The organism is Sphingobacterium sp. GVS05A, from assembly GCF_019969845.1.
Taxonomy (GTDB): Bacteria; Bacteroidota; Bacteroidia; order Sphingobacteriales; family Sphingobacteriaceae; genus Sphingobacterium.
This window is the reverse complement of sequence record NZ_JAHXYR010000001.1, coordinates 315,997-334,181: the sequence shown is the minus strand read 5'-3', so window position 1 is coordinate 334,181 and position 18,185 is coordinate 315,997. Positions and strand designations below refer to the sequence as shown.

At 38.3% G+C, this 18,185-nt stretch carries 12 protein-coding genes; 3 read left to right on the top strand and 9 right to left on the bottom strand.

The window, feature by feature from the left end; genetic code table 11:
• Position 1: 1 nt before the first annotated feature.
• The 6 genes from LC454_RS01325 to LC454_RS01300 all read right to left on the bottom strand — a co-directional run bounded on the left by LC454_RS01325 (position 2) and on the right by LC454_RS01300 (position 12,295).
• Entirely contained in the window at positions 2 to 1,552 is a 1,551-nt protein-coding gene (locus LC454_RS01325) for a DUF6850 family outer membrane beta-barrel protein (protein ID WP_223578396.1), read from the bottom strand.
• Positions 1,553 to 1,559: 7 nt separating this feature from the next.
• The gene (locus LC454_RS01320) at positions 1,560 to 2,924 is read right to left on the bottom strand and encodes a DUF4876 domain-containing protein (protein WP_223578394.1); all 1,365 of its coding nucleotides are present in this window, start codon (positions 2,922 to 2,924) and stop codon (positions 1,560 to 1,562) included.
• Between the two features lie 15 nt (positions 2,925 to 2,939).
• Positions 2,940 to 5,651: a carboxypeptidase-like regulatory domain-containing protein gene (locus LC454_RS01315; protein ID WP_223578392.1), complete on the bottom strand. Its 2,712-nt coding sequence runs from the start codon at positions 5,649 to 5,651 to the stop codon at positions 2,940 to 2,942.
• A 383-nt stretch (positions 5,652 to 6,034) separates the two neighbouring features.
• The gene (locus tag LC454_RS01310) at positions 6,035 to 7,213 is read right to left on the bottom strand and encodes an FN3 domain-containing metallophosphoesterase family protein (RefSeq protein WP_223578390.1); all 1,179 of its coding nucleotides are present in this window, start codon (positions 7,211 to 7,213) and stop codon (positions 6,035 to 6,037) included.
• 68 nt (positions 7,214 to 7,281) lie between these two features.
• Positions 7,282 to 9,024 (bottom strand): RagB/SusD family nutrient uptake outer membrane protein, encoded by a 1,743-nt coding sequence (locus LC454_RS01305; protein ID WP_223578388.1) that lies wholly within the window; start codon positions 9,022 to 9,024, stop codon positions 7,282 to 7,284.
• Positions 9,025 to 9,028: 4 nt separating this feature from the next.
• A complete protein-coding gene (locus LC454_RS01300) occupies positions 9,029 to 12,295 on the bottom strand; it encodes a SusC/RagA family TonB-linked outer membrane protein (RefSeq protein WP_223578386.1) in 3,267 nt (1,088 codons plus the stop codon).
• 513 nt (positions 12,296 to 12,808) lie between these two features.
• On the opposite strand from LC454_RS01300, the gene LC454_RS01295 reads away from it, so the two are divergent.
• Positions 12,809 to 13,189, top strand: coding sequence for a TlpA family protein disulfide reductase (locus LC454_RS01295; RefSeq protein ID WP_223578384.1), 381 nt, complete (start codon positions 12,809 to 12,811; stop codon positions 13,187 to 13,189).
• 51 nt (positions 13,190 to 13,240) lie between these two features.
• Here LC454_RS01295 and LC454_RS01290 read toward each other — a convergent pair whose 3' ends face one another.
• Together LC454_RS01290 and LC454_RS01285 are read right to left on the bottom strand one after the other, a co-directional pair.
• Complete coding sequence (locus LC454_RS01290; RefSeq protein WP_223578376.1) at positions 13,241 to 14,128, bottom strand: SPL family radical SAM protein; 888 nt, start codon at positions 14,126 to 14,128, stop codon at positions 13,241 to 13,243.
• A 15-nt stretch (positions 14,129 to 14,143) separates the two neighbouring features.
• Positions 14,144 to 14,557 carry a GNAT family N-acetyltransferase gene (locus LC454_RS01285; protein ID WP_223578374.1) on the bottom strand — a complete coding sequence of 138 codons (414 nt, stop codon included), beginning with the start codon at positions 14,555 to 14,557 and terminating at the stop codon, positions 14,144 to 14,146.
• Between the two features lie 299 nt (positions 14,558 to 14,856).
• Here LC454_RS01285 and LC454_RS01280 point away from each other — a divergent pair, with 299 nt between their 5' ends.
• Together LC454_RS01280 and LC454_RS01275 are read left to right on the top strand one after the other, a co-directional pair.
• Positions 14,857 to 15,693, top strand: coding sequence for a cold-shock protein (locus tag LC454_RS01280; protein ID WP_223578372.1), 837 nt, complete (start codon positions 14,857 to 14,859; stop codon positions 15,691 to 15,693).
• A 217-nt stretch (positions 15,694 to 15,910) separates the two neighbouring features.
• Positions 15,911 to 16,381, top strand: coding sequence for a hypothetical protein (locus LC454_RS01275; protein WP_223578371.1), 471 nt, complete (start codon positions 15,911 to 15,913; stop codon positions 16,379 to 16,381).
• 26 nt (positions 16,382 to 16,407) lie between these two features.
• On the opposite strand, the gene LC454_RS01270 is transcribed toward LC454_RS01275, so the two are convergent.
• Positions 16,408 to 18,174 (bottom strand): alpha-L-fucosidase, encoded by a 1,767-nt coding sequence (locus LC454_RS01270; protein ID WP_223578369.1) that lies wholly within the window; start codon positions 18,172 to 18,174, stop codon positions 16,408 to 16,410.
• Positions 18,175 to 18,185 lie beyond the last annotated feature (11 nt).

Below are 18,185 nucleotides of genomic sequence, written 5' to 3'. Positions count from 1 at the left end.
TTTATAAAGAAAGCCGAATTCCAATTTCCATATTCGTTCTACTTCCAGTTGAAAGAAATTTAGGTTTTATATCATCTTTTAATTCGACAGTACCTGAAGATTTTCGGAGATCTAACTTTGCATAAAATGCAAGGTCGTTTCCCCAAAAGCGATCCTTATATTCTACACCAAATTTCGCACCTAAGTATTGGGTCTTATAATAGTAATAGTCCCAAAAAACAACGTTTTGAATAAAGGTGTTTATGGATAAAGGACTATATTCCAATGTGGTTTCTGTCGGAATAGTCGCATAAGGTGCAAATGCAAATTGTATAAGTTTCGTGCTGCTTTTTTGCAAATATAATCTTAGAGATGGCTCAACACGCATTTGTCCCACTTCAAAGTCGATCGCCTGCAAGAGATCTTTTCTATTTTCCGTATAGTAGGTAACAACAAAACCTAATTCCTTGGCTAGCTGATGATGTCTATGCCAAAGCTTAACATATTGTCCTGTAAGGGAAAGAGTGCTAACTTTATAATTGACTTTATTTAGGCTACCCGTAGTCAATTTGTTGCCATCAACACCTTTATTATATTCGCCATCGAAAATCAATAATTGCTGCCCCTGATCACCATTATATTTGACTGCATCTACGAAAAATTTAATGGTATTTTGATCATAAATAGCCAAAGGGCCACTATAAAGAACAGACTTCCTAGAATAATTTTGGTTTGTATTGTGATATTGTTGATATTCAATTTCTGTTTTGGTATGCCAGCTATAAAGCTTTTTTAGGTACTGAATCCCTACCCCTTTATAGTTATCGTATTTAAAATTAACTCTTGTCGTATCTTTTTGACGTGCCGTCCCGTATCCATAATTCATATAATACATTCGATCTGGATACAGATTTGAAGATTGAAAATCCATGTTTTTGTATAACAAAGAAACATTTTCATCTGCACGCCCAATTATTCCATATAGCCCCAATGTACTTTTCGAAAAATTTAAGGAAACACCAGGTTTGACTTTCAAAGTAAATCTATTAGATTTTAAGCGCGGATCCACTGTACCTGCACTCCAATGCCGATGGTAATCCACTTGGAGAAATGGCTGTACTGAATGAGCTAATTCATATCCGAGTGAAGCATTTAGCTGATAATTTTGACGCTGATAGTCACCACTTTTATTTGCGTAAGGATAATAAGGGCTTAAATCTTCTAATCCAGAACGAAGGCTATTTGCCAAACTATCTTCACGAATGGAGTTGAACGTAAATTTTGCTCCCAATAAGAACTTTCCCAAACGATTGAATCCATTGGCTTGAAAACTTGTTGTCCCACCGTTGTAGGCTTGTTGGGCCTTTCGAAATCCTCCCTTATTCATTTGATAAGCAACTCGAACATCACCATAAGACATCAATGAGTCTCTTTGAAGAAAAGCGGGTCTCAAAAGACTGCGTTCAACTAAATGATGATCAATGGTATAACTATAAACAGAATCCTTTTTACTTTGAGCTCTGCTCAAAGTAAAAAGGGAAACCAAAAATATCGTAGCAAAAATGTTCCGCATATGGACTCTAATCTATAAATGATGCGTCTGTTTTGGTTGGATTGGCACGTTGTAGCACACCAAAATCATTTGACGAATTGTTTGTATCTTTAAGAATACGTCTATTCCCAATTTTCCTTTCGGTCCTACGGACGACGGACTGGCTAGAGTAAGCTCCCCCAGGTACAGATATTGCTCCTGCATCAAATTTTTGTGGTAAACGACGTGGAATTTGATCAGCTACAACGGCGTCCTGAATTTCAACAGCATCTAAGATAAACCTTGCCGGCATTTGAGCATAACGCACAGTACTCGTTGTAACAGATTTTACAGTTGGAATAGCAAATGACGGAATATTATTTAAATCAAAGGTTCCATCGACTTTCATCAATACAAAAGATTCTCTAGCCTGTGGCGGAAAATACATATCACGCATACTTAGGGCAATAAAAACCTCTAAGTTTGTAACGGATGGATTATCTACGTCATTCGCGAATATCGTTCGCCCAGGCTGAATTTTCTGTTCGTAAGGATACAACCAGACTTCAAAATCAGCTTTACTCAAATCCACTGTAAGTTCAGGCCTCTGAGCACCGATTATTTTCCCGTTGTTGTCGGTATATGAACCCGCGTGATTTAAGGCCGAACCAGCGATAATTATACTTTTCCCCGATTCGACAGGATATTTTTTACCCGTCCCATCACTTGGAATCATGAATATTCCTTTGGCATAGACATAATCTTCATTTACATTATTAGACACTGTCATATTGATAGATTTGCTCCAATCATACTGATTGTTGCTTAGGGAATATTCGTCTGTTTTATTATTCGGTTTTCCATATGCTAATACCACAAGTAAGCTATCCGCATACAACATTTCATCCGAGTTATTATAAATCTCAATAAAATTATCCCGGTTAAGAGCTGCATCCTTGGTATCTGATCCAGCATAATAGATCTGTTTAATAACAAAACCGCCAATAGGTTCACTGGTAACTAAGCGAATATTAAAGTCCTCATTAGCAAACAATGCTTTATCAGCCAAAGCATAGTTCAGATAAAAAATAGATGTGCGATTTACACCCGTCAATTTAGTATATTCTTCTGCTGAGATTGCCAACGAGACATTGATACTATAATTACCTGGAGCAATATTATTCAATGCAATTTTACCTTTTGCATCTGCTTGAATTTTGTAAGAACTGCTATTACCTTTATTTATCAACGTAATTTCGGCCTTGTCGTAAGGTACCTCAAACCAAACCTCCTCAGGGTTTACCGTTAGCTGTACGTTCACGTTTATTGGCTGTACTTCGTCAATGTCTTTTTTACAGCCTCCAAATAAGGCTAGTATTAAGGAGAAAAATAGTAGAATATAATTCTGTTTCATAGTATATAGTATTTGTTAAAGTTTAATTGATATTCCGCCTGTAATGCTTAAAGGACTATTGTAAGTGACAATTACGTCCTGATTTGTATTGGGATCCCGATACGAACTAGTGGGTTGCACATTAAAGGTATTGTAGGCTGTCACAGCAATGCGGATCTTTTTGCTGATTTCCTTGGCGACTGACATTGAGAAATTCATATAAATAATACGTTGCTGGCCATCGAACAATTCTAGCCCACGAATAGGAAGAGAGGACGCCAAATCGTTGTTTATTAACACTTGTTTCATATTAGCATCCAAATAACCTACCGGTTTTTGAAAATTGTCATTATAGTTCCGTTTATAACGATTCTCCCAAAAAATATCTGTATTGGTCATGATGACAAATCCGATAGTGGGAATGTGCGTGGTAGTGTTTAACTTACTTGTCAGTACATATCGTTTCCCTTGGTTGCTGAGTTGATACAACAGATAAGAAATTGGCTGCCCATTGATTTGAACTGGAGAGGATAAATCTATTGCTTCCAGTATCTTATCGTTTTGTTCAGATAAAATATACGAAGTGCTGGTGGAAAAGCTCGTACGGATAAATTTGATTTCCTTAAAGGCTAAGGACCAATCAAAACCGTAGGTATAGGAGTTTTTAAAATTTTCAATCTTATTGTATGACTTGTCATAATAATCAATGTATCTTCCAGTCTCCTGATATACGATTTGATTTAGGCTCTCATTATAATGGTAATCAAATACAGGCAAATGAAATGGTTTGTAGACCTTGACGGAATTGAAACCATTGCTGTTATTTTTATAATAAGAATTGATGCGGGATGTAATCCAGTGATTTTTGAATTCTATATTAAATTCAGCGCTCTCAGACTTACTAGATTTTAAGTTTTCATTCTTAGTAATAAATTTCTCTGTATACACTAAATATAAGGAACTCTGGGAGTTCTGTGCAATAATCAGTGGAACATCTATCCAGGAAGGTGATGGATAGCGATGCGCTAAAGTTGGAGATTTGGTTGCAACTCCAAAGGCAGCACTTAAAGCCCACCTCTTATCTAAAACAATCCTTGTATTTAATCGTGGCTGAAAACTGGTGCTTCCATTTTGATTATCAAAACGAACACCAAAATTGCTGTTAATTTTTTTACCAAACAGCTTATAATGAAAGTTATCTGTAATGTATATACCCGTATTGATTAAAGCAGGATTAAGCTCAAAAGAATAAGGTCTAATATTTTGGTTGTTAAAATTGATAAAACGCGGTCTATCCGGGTCAGAAATAATCCCTCGCCCACCGTTGTTTGCATAACTCCCATTAAACCCATACAATACACTGTGAAAAGTCTTACCTATTTGAAACCTTTTTGTAAATTTTAAACTTGTGCTTGCTGTTATAGGTTTTCCGATAATCTCTTCCTCAGCGAGATATTGCGAATTAAGCAATATTCCCTCGTATATGCCTGTGGTATCTTTTGCAGTATAAGGTTTGTTGCCTTGATTTAATAGCCATTGAGCAAAGCTCTCTTGCTTGCGGATAGAATAAGAAAGCATGAAATTGATTTCGTCAAAAAATCGTGTACTATAGTTCAATTGGGTTGTGTTTGAAAAGCGGAAACCGATTTCTTTTGAATAATATTTTCTTCTTGAATTATCATCCGGATCCTGTTTTGCATCATCTATTCTCATGTTAAAATCTAAGCTTAACTTATTGCGAAGCTTACGTGACGCCACCGTATTCCAACGCAATGAACCACCATAGCGTTTATATTCCTGCACCTTATCTTGGGGGTTAGAGTTCGAAATAGCGTAGTTTAGGTCTGTAGCTATCCCCCCCCAATTTTTAGGAAGACCAAACCCTTTATTGAGTGAATAATTACGAGAGCCATCATTTATATTTGTTGAAAAGTGCAGTGGCGAATTTCCTGTTTTTCGTTCGATTAAAATTGCACCATCAGTCAATTCGCCATGTTCTGCAGAAGCTACACCTTGAATTACCTCAATTTTCTCAATAGACTCTACAGGTATTTCTCTTAAATCCACTCCCCTAAATGGTACATCTGCAGCGTTTCCACTGGTTACAGCAGGAAGCACAGACCCCGCCATTCCCCGTTGTCCTACGGGCCGCGATTGCATATTAGCATCATTTGAAAGCCGCACCCCATCTATTATTATAGGTATCCCTAGTGAATTATTAAGACTATTGCTCTCATCAAGGGTGTTTCTCAGATTCAAAGTCTGCGGTGCATTGATATTAGGAGCTGTCATTTGCTTGCCTGGCAATGTGTTCAACACATCCATCAGACTAAACGCCTGAACCCTTTCTATAGCCTCCTCATCAAACACAATGGAAGAAATGGAATTTTTATTTTGTTTAAATATCTGGTTTACATTAATCTCATCTAAGGTTAAACTATTGTCCCGAAGTATAAAATCCAAATTCTCTTTTCTTTTTCTTACATCAACCCACAACTCAATCATTTTTTTCCCTACATAACTTACGGATAATAAAACACTATCACTATAGTTTTTGACTGGAATAATCAAATTAAAATCGCCTTTTGCATCCGTCTCACTAGTGAGATCAAATGAATTAATGGAGACAGTTGCGCCACTTAGAGGCCTTCTCTTTTCATCTAACACTTTTCCCTCAATAGCTGTATGCTGAGCATGAACTATAATGCTACAGAAAACAAGAATTAATATAAAGAAAGTCTTTTTCATAAGTACGAACAAAAACGCACCCAGAAGTGCTTTTATTTAAAATCGTTCTAAACAAATGCAAATATAGATTATTAAAAAGCATTTATTCAAATTATTTTTAATAAATCTAAATTATATAGCGCAATATAACTCAATAAATAAATAAAAAAACGCACAAAAACGAATACAAATATTACCTCCATAACTTAATAATAGGTTATAAATGGGGTAATCTAGATCAATTAGAAAAGAGGGGAAAACGCTGTATCAATAACTGACTTTCTGTCAATGAAAAACAAGACAAGAACGGTTGGAAAAGAAAAAAAATTACCATTAAAACCTGGGGTTCATCGGTAAAAAAAGGTCTGCCTTAGGAGTAAGAACAGACCTCGAATGCACGACAATTAGCGTAGGGGTGTTATAGTTACTTCATCAATAAGTTTCCCCTGTTGGTCAATAATTTTAAAAGACCCTTTAGCAGCTAAATCTACTTTAAGCAAATTATTATTGGAGTTCACGATAACAGGAAAATTGACCTTCTCAGACACCTGTTTAATAATATGTCTATGCAAATGTCCACACAACATAATTTGCGCACCGGATCTATTTAGAATAGGAACAAATTTATCCAGAATCTCCTGTTCGCCATGCCAACCGCCAAATGGTGGCATATGACATATGATTATCTTATATTTTGCATCTTTATAATCCGGTTTTTCCATGGCTTCCTCCAACCATTTTGCTTGTTCTGTACGATAATTATCCATCTCCACGATGCCACTGTATTCCATATCAGAATCTGGGTTATCCTCACCACAATCCAACACGATAAAAGCAGTTTCACCGTGCTTAAATTGATAATAGAGCTTTCCTGTCGGTGTCGGGAAGTATTGCGGATAGGTAATGGCAAATGGTCCTCGGGTTTCATGGTTCCCTCTTGAGTAGAACATAGGTTTCTCACTTGCAAATCGTTTGATTGCCGTATCCATAAAACCGTCAAACATCTGTTGTTCACTCAATAAATTATCGACCATATCACCATTAAAAACAATAAAATCCTGTTTAGGGAGATCAGAGAGATCAAGTAATTTATTCAACACATCATTACGACCATGAATATCATTAACCACAGCGAAGCGGGTTACTTTAGCCGGTCCGAGCGTAGTAAATGCCAACGGTTCCTGTCGATATACATTGGTTGCTACAATTTTTCCGTATTCCACATTGACACCAACGTGTTTAGTTACCTCTTGGCTATATACTCGATAACGGTATTTTGTTCCTGGTTTTAATCCATTTAAATTCACTTGGTGAACAGTCCCGACTTTTTTAAAACCATAAGCTGCAGCATAATATTTGGATCGTTCAATATGATAAAAATGACTCGAATCATCTGGCGCCAATTCTACCCAACCTGTTGCTGGGCGATTAGTCGTCCATATAATGGACACCGAATGATCTGTCAAGCCTTGGATATAAGGTAAATGTGTCAAGCTAACTTTTTCATCCTGTTGTGCATTACAGTGCAAGGCTACAAACTGTAGTGAGAAGATCACTGCAATACATTGGAAGTACTTATACATAAGATTTAAATTAGTTTTAAAAACTAAGGTCACTCATCAGTGACGAGTGACCTAAAATACGAAAATTCTTAATTTCCCCAACCGGGGTTTTGTTTTAAGTTCTTATTTAACTGCAGTTCTTGCACTGGTATCGGGTATAAATAATCTTTATTTTCATCGAATGCTTTTTTAATATGCGAATTGATAATCACATTTCCTTTATTTCCATTTTCTAGGGTAATTTCTGACCCGAGTTTCAGTAACTGTATTCCCGGGGCAGTAGGCTTGTCTCCCTCATAGATCCAGATGTCATCTTTACCATCATTGTCCAGATCAAATTTGCCTGTACCTGGAAAATACATCCCTTTAAATTGCCTTGTCACCAAATTTCCACTTTTCCATCGTAGAATATCATCCCACCGAAAAGATTCCATCACCAGTTCAATACGACGTTCTCTTCGTATTTCAAGTACCCCCCCTTTCATATCACCATTGACATTTGTATAATCTTTTGTAAGAAATGCATCTGGATTGGATTTAACCTGTTCCAAATTTAAATTAGGCATCCCCACGCGATCGCGAAGTAATTTGATCGATTTATCTATATCAGCTTGACTTAATATTCCCAATTCCGCTTTGGCTTCAGCATAGTTTAGCAGTACTTCTGCATATCTAAATATTGGCATATCGTTTTCAGACCGGTTGAAATTATCATATTTTACATCGCCTACAAATTTAATCAATTGATAGCCAGTCACTGAATTCCCAAAATTGGGCGGAATAGTTGCAGCGCCACCGATACGTTTATATCCCGGTGTCCGTATAGTCTGGCTCAAACGAGGATCACGATTTAGTATTTCTTCCTTAAACGTCATTGTTTGATAGTTTGCTTTATCCGTAAATCTGGTTCCATCTTTCATCAAATAAGAATCCACCAAATTTTTATCCAGACCCGGCTTACCATAGGAAGCTGTAATCGTATAATAATTAACATTATGCCAGATCTGCAGTGCATCCGAGAATTTTCGAGCTAATATAACCTCTTGAGGTAGACTATTGACACTATAGAACAGTGCAGCATATGAATTTACACCTGCGGCATTATATATACTATACTGTCCTCCTTCAATAACCTTATTGGCAGCATCCGCAGCTTTCTCCAGTAACTCATTCGCCCCTGACAAATTAAATTCAGTATGATATTTTCTAAAGGTTCCCTCAAAAAGAGCCACTCGGGATTTTAACGCCAAAGCAGTCCATTTAGTCACTTTTTCATCACTTTTTACTGAAGAGAGATGTTCAATTGCATAATCCAAATCAGCCAGGATGTTCGTTACAACAAGCGTCCGAGGGTCACGGGGCTTTGTTAATTGTTCCTCATTATTTTGGTCTATAACCTTATCATACCAAGGCACATCGCCAAAACGCTTTAATTTATCGAAGTAAAAATAAGCACGAAAGAATCTAGCCTCCGCTGCATAGGGTGCAGCAGCTGCCTCCGGAACAGTATTAAAACAGTTTTCCAAAAAATAATTAATGTTCCGTAGATTAGCCCAGCTCCATCCGCCTCCGCTGATAGGCACCTGTCTTTTCCCAGTCAGTTCATCATCTAATGTTGTTTTAACAATATTATCAACCGACTCATTATAGACACCTTCGGCCGAAGGCAAGGCCGCATCGTAAAATGATTTTGTAAATAATCCAAGATCTTTTTCTGTTTTAAACGAATCTTCAGGTCTAACGGCAGACTCAGGGAAACGTTCCAAGTAATCTTTCTTACAGGCTGTTAAACCTGTACTCAACAAGATGTATATAAAAAATATTTTTTTCATGATATTAAAAAGTTAAATCTAGACCAAAAGAAAATGTTTTAGAGACAGGATAGGATCTTCCATTTGCTTCCTGCGCAGATTGTTCAGGATCTATGTATTTGGAGCGAAGCTTTGTTGCAGTCCAGATATTTTCCCCTGAGACATAGATTCGTGCATTGGCCAATTTCACACGTTTCAACCAAGCCTGAGGCATCGTATACCCTACCGTTAAATTTTTTAGGCGTATATAAGCTAAATCCTGCAAATAACGATCTGATTTTACATTTAGAGACCCGCGATCATTCAAAGCGATATAACCCCTCAGCAATGGGAAGTAAGCATCCGTGTTCTCAGGTGTCCATACATCATTTTCAAAGTCTTTAGGTACAAAAGAGTAATATGGTCTGGAATAAGGCCCCCAGAATTTGTCCGCATTCGCGCCGGGCCACCAATGCTGCCTGCCAATCCCCTGAAAGAATGCCGACACATCAAAACCCTGCCAATTTGCACCCAGATTAAAACCAAAATTATAACGCGCTCTACTATTCCCTATAACCACCTGATCTCCAGGATTCATCAGGGTATTATCGCCCGCATCAACTTTTCCATCCGGAACACCGTCTTTACCTCCAATATCAACGAACCTTAGATCTCCAGGATGTAATTTTGACCAGTCTCCAGGAGCTGCTAGCCTTTGTTTATCAACATAATCCTGATTAACCTTCCAATTATCAATTTCTGATTGAGACTGGAAGAAGCCATCTGTTTGATACCCCCAAATTTCACCCAATGTCTGACCTACATAATAATTGCTCAACAGCATTTCCTTGTTATCAAAACGCGTGATCTTTGCTTTGGAATCTGACAGACCAATCCCGATATTATATCCAAAAGGCTTTCCGTTCAATTCAAGCTGATCTCGCCAAGCCATGGCAAGTTCCCAGCCCTTATTCCTTAAGTCTCCCGCATTGGTCTTTGGTGAAGCTGAACCATATACAGCTGGCAATGTTTTGCCTGGAATTAACATGTCCAATGTATTTCGGATAAAATAATCCGCGGAGACCGTTAATTTACTTCTAAAAAACTCCAGATCCGTTCCGAAATTCAATGTATTTGTTCGCTCCCATGTCAAATCTGACGAAATCGGAGTAGGCGCACTCAAATACTGACTCTTTGCACCATTGGTTATATAGTTGGACAATCCTGCATTTAGCAATTGGATATAACCATATTCCGTTGCTTCCTGCGCATTTCCAAGCGCGCCATAAGACACCCTAAATTTTGCTTCGTTCAAAACCGGCTTCAAACTCTCCATAAACGTCTCTTCTGACAAACGCCAACCGCCGGAAAAAGATGGAAAAAATCCGTAACGCTGATTCGAGGGAAATTTAGAGGTTCCATCGTAGCGACCATTAACTTCCAGTAGATACTTCCCTTTATAATTATAATTCAACCTTCCGAAAAAGCCGCGCAATGCCCAAGTATTTGCATTTCCAAGCAATTGCATTTGCCCTGTTCCTAAAGCAAAATCATTCAGATCTTCTGACAATAAGTTGTTGTGTGTCCCGCCAATACGTTTATAACCGGTAGTTTCCTGGTTAAAGCCTACTGTAGCACCAATCTGATGATCCCCCAATTGCTTATTATAATTTGCAAAAAGATTCAGCGAATGCTTTGGCTTGTTGATAATGGTTTCGGTATAGGTATCGTTGCCCAAATAATTGATTACACCAGGAAAAACCGACCAGGGAGCTGTAGTTCTTCTATTCCAATTATGAATCGGATTATACGTGAAGGTATAGTTCCCCGTAACTGTTAAATCCTTTGTCAACTGAAATATAGCTTCAAACATATTGATAAATTCATATTTATCCTCCCCTCCTTTTGACTTCCCATGCAATAAGTCTGCGTATATTCCATCGCCAATGTTGTAATTATTAAGTTCGGTTCTATACGTTGCAGTACCATCTGGGTTCATTGGCACGTAAGACGGTAATGCATGTACGGTGGTCGAAATAAAGTTATTATTATTGTCGGGATTGGTAGCCCAACCTGGATAGGTATAGTTTTGATAATTAAGCTGTGTATTAGCTCCAACTTTTAACCAGGGCGTAACCTGTGCATTTATCCTTGACCTTACATTGTAGCCATCAAATTTATCCTGATTGATTTTCATCAATCCACCTTTCTCGTAAAGACGCCCCGAGATATAGTAATCAATTTTTTCGGTCCCTCCAGAAAAGTTTAAAGAATGTTCCATCGACGCCTGCGTCTTACGGTACATCTCGTTCCACCAGTCTGTATTTCCATAGTACACATATTGATCCTTTCCATTTCTATTTTGGATCACGACGGAAGGTAAGGAATGGTCTGTTTTTCTTTTCAATAATTCCGCATAATCCTCTTCGGTATAGCCGGTATAACTATTACCGGTAGCCCGGATAAAAGCCTCATCATTCAATCTAGCGGCATCGTATCCACTTGTCATAAAATCAGTTCTGACCGTAAGTCCAGACCAACCGAAATTATTACTATAATTGATATTCATTTTACCGGCCTTCCCTCTTTTGGTTGTCACCAACATTACACCAAATGCCCCTCTTGCACCATAAATAGCTGCTGCGGACGCATCTTTTAGGACAGAAATTGATTCGATGTCTCTGGGATTGATGGTATTAATACTACCTGGTACCCCATCAATAAGAATAAGTGGCTGTGCATTCGCAGAATTGATCGAAGCGAAACCACGGATATTTACATTTCCTTCACCACCGGGTCTTCCATTCGTAAATGTAATGTTTAAATTAGGGATTGCTCCCTGCAAGGCTTGCGTAGCATTGGCAACAGGTCGATTTTCAAGTACCTTTGAGTCAATTTGTGTTACCGCTCCGGTCAGATTAACTTTCTTTTGTTTACCATAGCCTACAACAATAACTTCGTCAAGTGATTGATCCGTAGATACCATTTTAATCGTCAATGCCGTTGATTCGATTTTTAGTTGCTGCGTTTCAAATCCAACTATTGATATTTTCAACAGTTGTCCAATTTTCCCTTGAATAATAAAAGCACCACTGGCGTCTGTTTGGGTAGATTTTCCTGTGGATGTGTTTAATATTGAAGCTCCAGCAATCGGTTCGCCGGCAACATTTTTCACAAGACCACTGATAGATTCTTGAAATTTGGAGGGAATTTCAACATTTGGGATAGCTGTCAGAAAGAGGGGCCTGCTCTTCGCCCAGCCGCTCAAAGACATCCCGATCATTACAGGAAGTAATACGTGTTTCGTTTTCATGATTTTGGTTTTGTTTTTCTTCGGTTACAAAGAAAGGTTATTTAATATTTGTAAATTATTAATAAAGTATTACTAAACAATTAAACTACAACTGGTTAAGTCAATATTAAGATAACGTATTTTTAACACAAAATAAGCCCTATATTTTAATTTATACAGATAAAATTTACCTAAAAACATCAATAAAAAACACAAACTACTGAAAAACAGACATATATAAACAACCATGATATTAACACGATAGCTTATTAGCCTAAAAACGAAATGTAACATATTTGACACAAAAAAGAAGCTAATACAAATAAAAAACAAATAAATACGAAATTATTAAAAAGATTAACAGAGGTAGTTAATCTAATATTTTTATTAATTTAGAATAAACATTTAATTATAAACAGGCCTGCTTTCGTGTTCATCCTCACCTTTTGGGCAATCAGCAATAATTATAGCCAAAACATCCGGTTAAAATTTAAAGTCTATGCTTATACCTTACCAGTATATAGCTACATATTGATGAATAAAGATGTCTTCAAAATGGAGATTAAAAACAGCACCGACTACCCAATCATTGATTTTTGGGGCGCATGGCACGACCCCTGTATAGCGCAGCACCCTGAGCTACAGCACATCGTTAATAAGTATAAGGATAATGGAAAATTTAAATTTGTAGGTAGAGCTGTTAATGACAAATTTGCAACCTGGAAGCAGTATTTGGAAAAACATGTGTATACCTATGAAAACTACATATGTGAGAACAGGGATTACCCTAACCTTCGAATTGAATTGGGCATATATTCATTTCCACGCTATGTTATCGTCAATACAAAGAAAAACAAGGTTGTCCGATCCAATTTTCAGATCGATCAACTTCGTGATATATTAAATACGTTGTAGCTATAGCTATGGGAAACACAGCAAAATGGGAATCAAACTATGATAAAGAGATCAACACAAAAGACTATCCCGCAATCCATATTGTGAACACAACGATTTAGCTTTATCTGCAAAAGCTTGACGATAGTAGCTTGGTAATTGACCATCTGCGCCAAATAAACGCTGATACTTTTGTATTAGATGCGGATAATGCTTTTCAATAGCGCGCATGATCAGCGCCCTATTGTCCGCCGGATCATTCCCATATAAGGCAAGTGTGGCTGGAAAAATATAACTGGCGCCAATAGTCTGAAAAGTCTGAAATAGCAGTTCCAGACTCGCTCCGGTATCCGATATATAGGGCAACAGTGGCATCAGACTGACCCCACTATGGAGCCCGTGTTCACGCGCTTGCCTTAATGCTTCCAATCGTAGCGAGGGTGAAGGGGCTCCGGGCTCAAAAACCCGGGCGACACGATCATCTATAGTCGAAAATGAAAAGGTAACAAAAGCCTTATGTCCTAATCTCGACTGAAGATCTTCAGGAAGTATTGCTTCTGCATCAATTCGTTTCAACAAATCAAAATCTCGGGCAACTAAGTTCGACTTCGTAATAATATGCACAGGAAAACGATAGTGTAAAATTACCTCCAATAATTGTCTGGTAAGCAATTCGGTCTGCTCCATTTGCAGATAAGGATCTGTTACCGAAGAAAGGACAATAATTCCATATTGTTTTTTACGCGCACATAATTCCAGCTGCTTTTCTAGCAATTCGACAGCATTGCTCTTCATACTCAGCTTTTCAGCCATGTTGATCCCGTACTTACTTCCCCGGATATAACAATACAAACAATTAAAAGAGCAACCACTATAGGGATTCAACGTATAATCATCGAGAAACCAAGGATCTCTTCGTTTTGTCTTATTGAGGATGGATTTCACAATTATACGATGCATAATAGCCTATTCATTTTAAAACTTTCTTCCCATACCTCTCGATGCAGGCCACACTTCCTTAAAACCATATTGCGCATAGAGCTGGAAAGCCGGACCATCAGCTATCAAACTGACATAGCAGCTATCTGGCAGATTCGAATTCATGTATTCATCAAGTTTCTGCATAATCAGTTTTCCAAGTCCTTTTTTCTGATGTTCGGGGAGCACACAGATATCAACGACCTGACAATGGCAAGCGCCATCGCCAACGATCCTGCCCATACCTACTATTTCATTATCGTTGTCCCCATCCAAAATAGCCACACAGCATAAGGAATTTTCCATTCCCAGACGTGCAGCTTCGTCAGTTTTTGGTGATAACCCGGACTGTTGTCTTAAAAATTGATAGCGTTTATAATCTATCTTCTGATATACGGCTTGATAGTGCATAGTAAAATGATGAGTTTATTCGTTATGAAATTATTCATAATAATACATTTTTCAAAACCGCATTGATTATACACTAACAAAAGACACATACATAGTTATTGTAAAACTCGAATTCCAGTCAGGGATCAACAAGCTATTTATCCGTAGACCACCTCAACTGACTTATTTTCGTTGTATCTTGACAACCAGAAAATCATTTCAGAAGAGCTAATGCATTAAAAAAATCTCTTTATTCATCGAATAATCGCAAATATTTAATTTTCAATGCATAATAAATATTTTTCATTACCTTTATAGCATTGAAACAAAACTCAACACCAGCCATGTTTATCGGCGCTGTCAAATGGTTCGACAATAACAAAGGATTTGGTACCCTTGCGTTACCTTCCGGAGAAGAACTCTTTGTGCATATACGCAGGTTTAAAATCCCTCCAGAGCATATTATCCAGCCTGGTGAGGTAATAGTCGGAGACAAGAAATCGGATCCCAAGCGGAACGGTTACTTAGCCCACAACTGTAAAATCCTCAAAAGGCCTGAAGATTGGAAATTCGTTATCTCCCTTCTGGACAAGGACCATATCGTACTCATCCCCGATAACCACGGCCACGAGCAAAAGCACAACCTCACCTCATTAGCAGCAAGACAATTACTACGAACCCAGGGCAAAGACAATGTAGTTTCTATGTTGACTTCTCACTTTGATTTCCGGTTCAACTGTTCCATTTTCATGGATTATGCCGAATTACTTGATAAAAGCATTTCGGGCACCTTCGAAAAAGAAACAGCAGCCGTACTTCTTTCTCAGGTATTTAAATACTTCGGAAACCACGTCTCACATCAGATTCTATTTCGGGTATGGAAAGAAAAAATGTTCAGATATATCGGCTATCCAGCTGATGGTGATTATGAGATTCCTGAAGAGGTGCTGAACCTGAACGCAACGGAGATCAATTATGATGATTTAACAAGAATCAGAGACTACAGTTTTGGTAAATCCTTCTGTAACGAATTTGTAGAGGCTTTATTTGATGATTTAGAAACAATGGACAAGCAGGATATTGAGCCCCTGATCCCTTATATTGATTTCCTTGAAAACGAAGATTCTATTGAGAGAATTAATCTAATCATGCAGTAAAATCAGCACCATTTTACTGCTCTTCTTCCTACTTGCTTATCTATTTATCAGCGGATTCGACAGTGGGAGAACACCGAAAAAAACAGCAGAAGAATTAAATCAAGAATAAAACAAATAAAACAACAACCTTTCAAATATTAAGATAAACAAGTAATTTAGTTAGCACAAAGCAATCATTAAAACAAGATAAAGCTGTAAGATTAACTAAATTAAAATAATGCAAGAATTATTATATACATTACTATTTCGACAGCTATCCGATCATTTTTATCTAATAGATTCTTTCCGGAACGATGATAATTTTATAGCGACCTTGCTCCTGATGGGCTCACTTGTTTTTCTGGTACTCGCGGTAATAAGCATCCTTCTTGGCTTACTTTTTATCGTAACAATCATCCTACTCATTAGTGCGGGCATTATTTCAACATCTGTTATCGTCGGATTACAACAGCGGTCCATAACCAAAGGTTTCAAAACCTTATTTCTTTCCTCAGCCATATTGGGCAGTAGCATTGTTTCCGTTATATTTTGCATTTTCCTAAATGCAGTTTATGACTGGAGCAGCAACAACATGTCCATTCTAATCGGCCTCGTCCTAGGGATTATTTTGGGTACAGTCCTAGGCTTACTTGCCTTTAAAGCGATGGCCGGACTAATCCGGTTTTTGATGAGTAAGTATCGAAAGTAATACCCATCTTCGCAAATCCCCCCTTCCTATTCCACATATTTAAACCGAAGCGCAGTCAGACTCGCCTTATCACCATTGCCTTCGATCAACGAAACAGTTATTTTATATCGTCCGGCATTTTCAAATTTCATCCAGCCCCAAGGATACCAGTTATAGACATGGGCCGACTCTTGTTGGTTTTGAACAACCTCGCCCGCTGAATTTTCAATACGCCATACCACCCTTCCTTCGCCTGCATAATTCATATCCACCTGATAATAACCCGGTTTTTTAACAGCTATTTCATAGGAGAACTTACTTTTTTCTGTCCATTTACTGACCTGAACAACATGTTTCCATTCACCAAATTTTTCCATCCACGATTTCCCTTCTTTATTACAACCCTCCACTTCTCCAAAATCAACTGGGATAATCGTTTCCAGAACCGGATCAACCCCCAGCATTTTTTCGACCTGAGGTGTACCACTTAACTTAATCTCGATGACAGATACCATCTTTTCGGGAGCAACTTTCGGAATGTCAATTTTAAGCCAGTCCTTTTCAAGTGTATAATTCAATTTTCCTTGATCTTTCGAACCCAGGAGTTCAATGGACTGAATCCCTGTGGTCAACCCCGGAACATATAAGGCTCCATCAGTAGGCCAATCATAAACCAGTAAGGAAATGCGATCCCCTTGTACGGTAGCATCTCCCCAAGACAAAGCATGCTTCCAGGGTGATGCTTGCGCACCATAAACCGTCTCGGGATAACGCTTGATCCAAGCACCGGCATTGCGCAGAGCCAAACCCGCCTGATCCGGAATAGAACCATCCGGTTTCGGGCCTACATTCAGCATGTATGTTCCCCCCCGTGCGACAGTTGATAGTGTTCGTTGTAATATCTCCTGGCTACTCTTCCAATTATTGTCATACCAAGCATAGCCCCAGGAATCATTAGTCACATCAACCGTTTCCCAAATGCCATCCACATTCTCCCGAGGCACTTCCATGTCACCAAGAGTAGAATAATCTCCAAGCCCATGCCCTACCCTTCCTGACACATAGGCTCCCGGTTGATTCTTGTGTACCAGTTCAACAAGCTTCTGTGCATATTTTTTATCCATTCCACCCGGCGTATCAAACCATACCAGTTCTATAGGACCATAGCCTGTTGTAATTTGCTGCACCTCAGGATAGCATTTCTCCCAAAAGTAATCGTCAAAAGATTTCGCTTTCCCCTGTGCATCAACCTTTGGTCCACCGTTTCCACCGGGATAAGTCCAATCCTGATTTTGAGAATAATAAAATCCAAAACCGATGCTGCCTTCTTTACAAGCTTGTGCCAATTCGATCATTGGATCACGTTTAAAATCCGTCGCATCGACAATATTGAATGGGTTTACTTTCGAATGAAACATCGAAAATCCGTCATGGTGTTTACTGGTAATAACGATATAACGCATTCCAGCATCTTTTGCCAACTTTACGATCGCTTTGGCATCAAAGTGATCCGGATGAAAGGAAGATGCTGCCAACTTATATTCTGCAGGCGAAATATTCGCCATACTCTTGTTCATAAGCCATTCTCCTATTCCATAAAAGGTTTTTCCCTGCCATTTATTTGCTAATTGGGAATAGATACCCCAATGAATAAATAGGGCATATTTCCCCTCTCGAAACAACTTTCCCCTATTTTGTGAAACAGCACCTTTCCCGCCAGCACCATCCCACATCTCTTCCATTCGTTGCGCAAGGACATCCTGCGTGCATATCGCACTGATTACTGTCCCCAATACAATCTTTTTAAAACTCATCTATAAAAACT